Here is a 3,354-nt window from a genome sequence, read left to right as displayed (position 1 = left end):
CCGCCAGTGCCGCTTCGGCAAACGCCTGCGCGTTGCCGATGTGGTGATCGCTGGGGCACACCAGCATCACCGCATCATCCGGCAACCGGCACGCCGCCATCGCGATCGCCGCAGCGGTGTTGCGCCCCACCGGCTCCACCAGCACTTGCGCCCCCGCGATCTCGCCAAGCTGGGCTTCGACGTGTTCAAGGTGCAGGTGCCCGGTCACCACGATCGGCGCGGCGAACCCCAGATCGGGCGGGCAGCGCCCCACGGTGGCTTCGAAAAGCGTGCGATCGCCGACCAGCGGGAGGAACGGCTTGGGCTTGGTCGCGCGGCTGCGCGGCCACAGCCGCGTGCCACTGCCGCCGCACAAAATGACGGGAACTAGGGTAACCATGATTCGGGCTTATTGCTCAATTCCGGTGGGCGATTAAGGGAAAAGCACATGCGCTGGGTGCAATGCAGCAAAATGTCACTTTACCGCCGGCGTTGACGCATGAGACCTGATCCCGATGCGGCGCAGGGAGCAAACGGTCTGCTCAAGCAGACTTTGCAAGTGATCGCAAAGTGAGGGCCGGATAGGCGCGACGCCGGGAATGTATGACAATCAATCTGAGAGAGGGGCCCTAAGGCCCCTCACCTGCCCTCCACCAGCGCGCGGAATTCCTCCAGCGTTTGCCAGTAGGAGCGGTGGCCGCGCTGGTTGGTGTAGTCGATGAACCAGTCGAGCGTGTCCTGCGGGCCCTTGATGAAGACGCTGCCTTGCGGCGAGGCCGCTCGGCGGCGGCGCTTCGCTGTTTCTGCCCCGGCCTCTTCGCCGGCGCTGCGATCGACGAAGCCGAGCGCGGCTCCGCGCGCGAGGGCTGCCTGTTCGCGCGCCGGATCGACGACGACCGGGCCGCGTTCGATGCCGCTGAGGTCAAGGCGCGCCGTCTCACCTGCGCCCTGCCCTGCCCCGGCTTCTTTTGACGCATCTGCGGGTTTCTTGCCGAAGCCGTAGCCGCTCCCCTGACTGGTCATCGCCGCATCTCCTCCTGTACCGCCTGCAGCACCGCGCGTGCCATGTCGTAAGCGTTGGTTCTTGCTGCCGGCACGCCCGAGGTCGTCGCCTCGTCCAGTTCTTCGAGCGTCGCGGCAAAATCGAAGACGTCGCGGAACGCTGCCCGCTCGACCAGGCCGACGGACAGCAGCGGCAGTTCGGCCTCGTCGATCGCGGCGACGATCCGCCGTGCGGTCTTGGTCTGCATCGCGGCATTGTCACGGCTGCGCACCAGGCGGAACGGGATATCGCGGCCGAGCGCCTCGGCCTCCTCCTGGATCAGGCTCACCGCGTTGGCGGCCAGTTCGGCATCGATCGGCGAGAGGTTGAACGGGATCAGCACCAGATGCGAGCGGGCCAGCGCGCGCGAGGTCATCCGCGAGGCGGTGCCTTCAAGGTCTATCAGCACGAAATCGTGGCTGGCGGTATATTGGTCGATGAGCCGGACCAATTCGGATTCCTTGGGGCCGGCGATAATCTCGAACGGTGCCCCCCTGCCCTGCTCGGCCCGCTTGCGCGCCCATCCGGCGATGATCGCATTGGGATCGGCATCGATCACCGCGACGCTGGCCCCGCTGCGCGCGAGTTCGCAGGCGAGGACGAACGTGAGCGTCGTCTTGCCGGCCCCACCCTTGGGATTGGCGACGGATATGGCAGGCATGCGGCGGGATCCTTCAGAAGCGACGTTGGTTTAGATAGCCTATCCATATCGATGTCGCAATGGATATCCTATACATATCGATGTGCTATATTTTAAGGATATCCTTTTGATGTCTTTAATCTCGTACCGGGATGAGGCGAGCGAAGGCACGCCTTCGGCTCGACATTCGCAAGGTGAACCAGGTCAGTCTTGAAGCGGAGGCCATTGCCGAGCTGTATGGATCACAACCAGAATCCAGACCGTATCGTCCAGAACCTCGTAGATGATGCGATAGCTCCGGTGCGGGGTAAGTTCGCGTGTTCCGGCAACGATGCCGGCATGACCAAGCATGGGAAAATTGGTCAGCTTGGCAACGGCTTCGCTGAATAGCTGGTCAATCCGGAGGGCAGCGGCCGGATCGCGCGACACGTGATAATCCCAAATCGCGGAACGGTCCCTCTCTGCCTCCGGCGTCCAGACAATTTTCACGAATGGGCTGCACGCCGAGTAGCAAAGGCGGCTTCAACCTCTTCATTCGAGCGGCCCAACCCATCGGCCATCGATGCGCGGGCCACTTCGACCTTGCGTTGCAGGAAGGCATCATGCTCGCGCTGCGCCCGTTGCTGCTGGACGAACGAACGCATAAATTCGCGAACAACTTGCGAGGCGGGACGATGGCTGGCCTCAGCTTCGGCCATGAACGCGGCCCTGAGGTCAGGTTCAAGCTTCATGGTGAATACGGCTGCTTTCATGGCGTCATTTCCTTCAGTAATGACGTTGTATATACCGGCTAAGGCCGCGGCCGGTCAATCTGGCCTGGCGACAACCGGGTCACAACGCATCGCCTGCGGTTAGCGTGACGATCCCGCGCGCGCCGCCAAGGCCGCTTGCTCCTCTGGGAGCACTCGCGACGCGAAGCGGCGCGTTGGAGGTTTTCGGCGTGGCTTGGTGATGCTGCGAGGCGGAACCGGTTGGATTGAAGCCTCATCAACGTGTTGGCCGACTAGGCCAACTCCGCTTTCCCTCATATGAATAAGAATCCAGTAGCGGTTGCGCATCTTTTTGAGACTCGCGCCTGTTCGCATCATCGCGCCGGTCGATCGCCGCGCCAAGCCGAGCAAGGACCTTGCCCAGCGCACCGTCCGCAATCGTGCCCGCCAGCTCGCGGCAGGTCAGGCCCGCGCGCATTATTACCACATCCTCGGCATGGTCGGCGCGGCGCTGCAGTTCGTCGTCGGGCACCGGGGCAGGGCGCATCCAGCGTGGCAGGTAGGCAAGGACGATCCGGGGCAGCATGGCGCGATAGACATTGGAGGTCTGTTCGTAGCGTGGCCCCGGCCCTTCGCTCTCGATCCGCTTGAAGCGGCGCTGCCGGACCAGGAAGCCGATCGTCTCCAGCATGCGCAAGGCCCGCGCGACGGTGGCGCGGCCGAGCCCGGTCGCGGCGGCGAGATGGTCATAGCTGGGAAACACCCGGCCGCGGTTGAGCCGGGCGAGGGTGAGGATTTCCTCGAAGACGCGCACGCCGGCGGCGGTGAGGGTGGTCAGCAGCCGTTCGGCCGGGGTGAGGGCGCGCTGGCCGCTGCGCGCTTCGCGGCGCAACTGCCGCCCGGCATCGAGGATCCGCCGCGCGGCGCGCAGCAGCCGGTCGGTCTCGCCCTTGGCGGGCACGGCAAAGAACACATGCTCGAAC

Annotated in this window: 6 protein-coding genes; all 6 read right to left on the bottom strand. The window is 64.5% G+C overall.

All coding sequences use genetic code 11. From position 1 onward, the window contains the following. Positions 1-379, bottom strand: a 379-nt coding sequence (locus IE122_RS18085; protein ID WP_189622623.1) for a sugar phosphate nucleotidyltransferase, incomplete at its 3' end; no start/stop codon positions are given. A 239-nt stretch (positions 380-618) separates the two neighbouring features. Continuing rightward, the gene (locus tag IE122_RS18080) at positions 619-1,002 is read right to left on the bottom strand and encodes a hypothetical protein (RefSeq protein WP_189622622.1); all 384 of its coding nucleotides are present in this window, start codon (positions 1,000-1,002) and stop codon (positions 619-621) included. Next, entirely contained in the window at positions 999-1,682 is a 684-nt protein-coding gene (locus IE122_RS18075; protein WP_189622621.1) for an AAA family ATPase, read from the bottom strand. The genes IE122_RS18080 and IE122_RS18075 overlap by 4 nt, the downstream gene beginning before the upstream one ends. A gap of 183 nt (positions 1,683-1,865) precedes the next feature. Then, positions 1,866-2,150, bottom strand: coding sequence for a type II toxin-antitoxin system RelE/ParE family toxin (locus IE122_RS18070; RefSeq protein WP_189622620.1), 285 nt, complete (start codon positions 2,148-2,150; stop codon positions 1,866-1,868). Beyond that, on the bottom strand, positions 2,147-2,413 hold the full coding sequence (locus tag IE122_RS18065; protein ID WP_189622619.1) for an antitoxin of toxin-antitoxin stability system: 267 nt from the start codon (positions 2,411-2,413) through the stop codon (positions 2,147-2,149). The genes IE122_RS18070 and IE122_RS18065 overlap by 4 nt, the downstream gene beginning before the upstream one ends. Positions 2,414-2,648: 235 nt before the next feature. After that, positions 2,649-3,354: helix-turn-helix domain-containing protein (locus tag IE122_RS18060; protein ID WP_189622618.1), on the bottom strand; the 706-nt coding region annotated here is incomplete at its 5' end.

Origin of the sequence: Novosphingobium colocasiae (genome assembly GCF_014652555.1) — a bacterium.
Classification (GTDB): Bacteria; Pseudomonadota; Alphaproteobacteria; order Sphingomonadales; family Sphingomonadaceae; genus Novosphingobium; species Novosphingobium colocasiae.
Note: the sequence above shows the minus strand (reverse complement) of the source record. Positions and strands in the feature narration are given on the sequence as shown.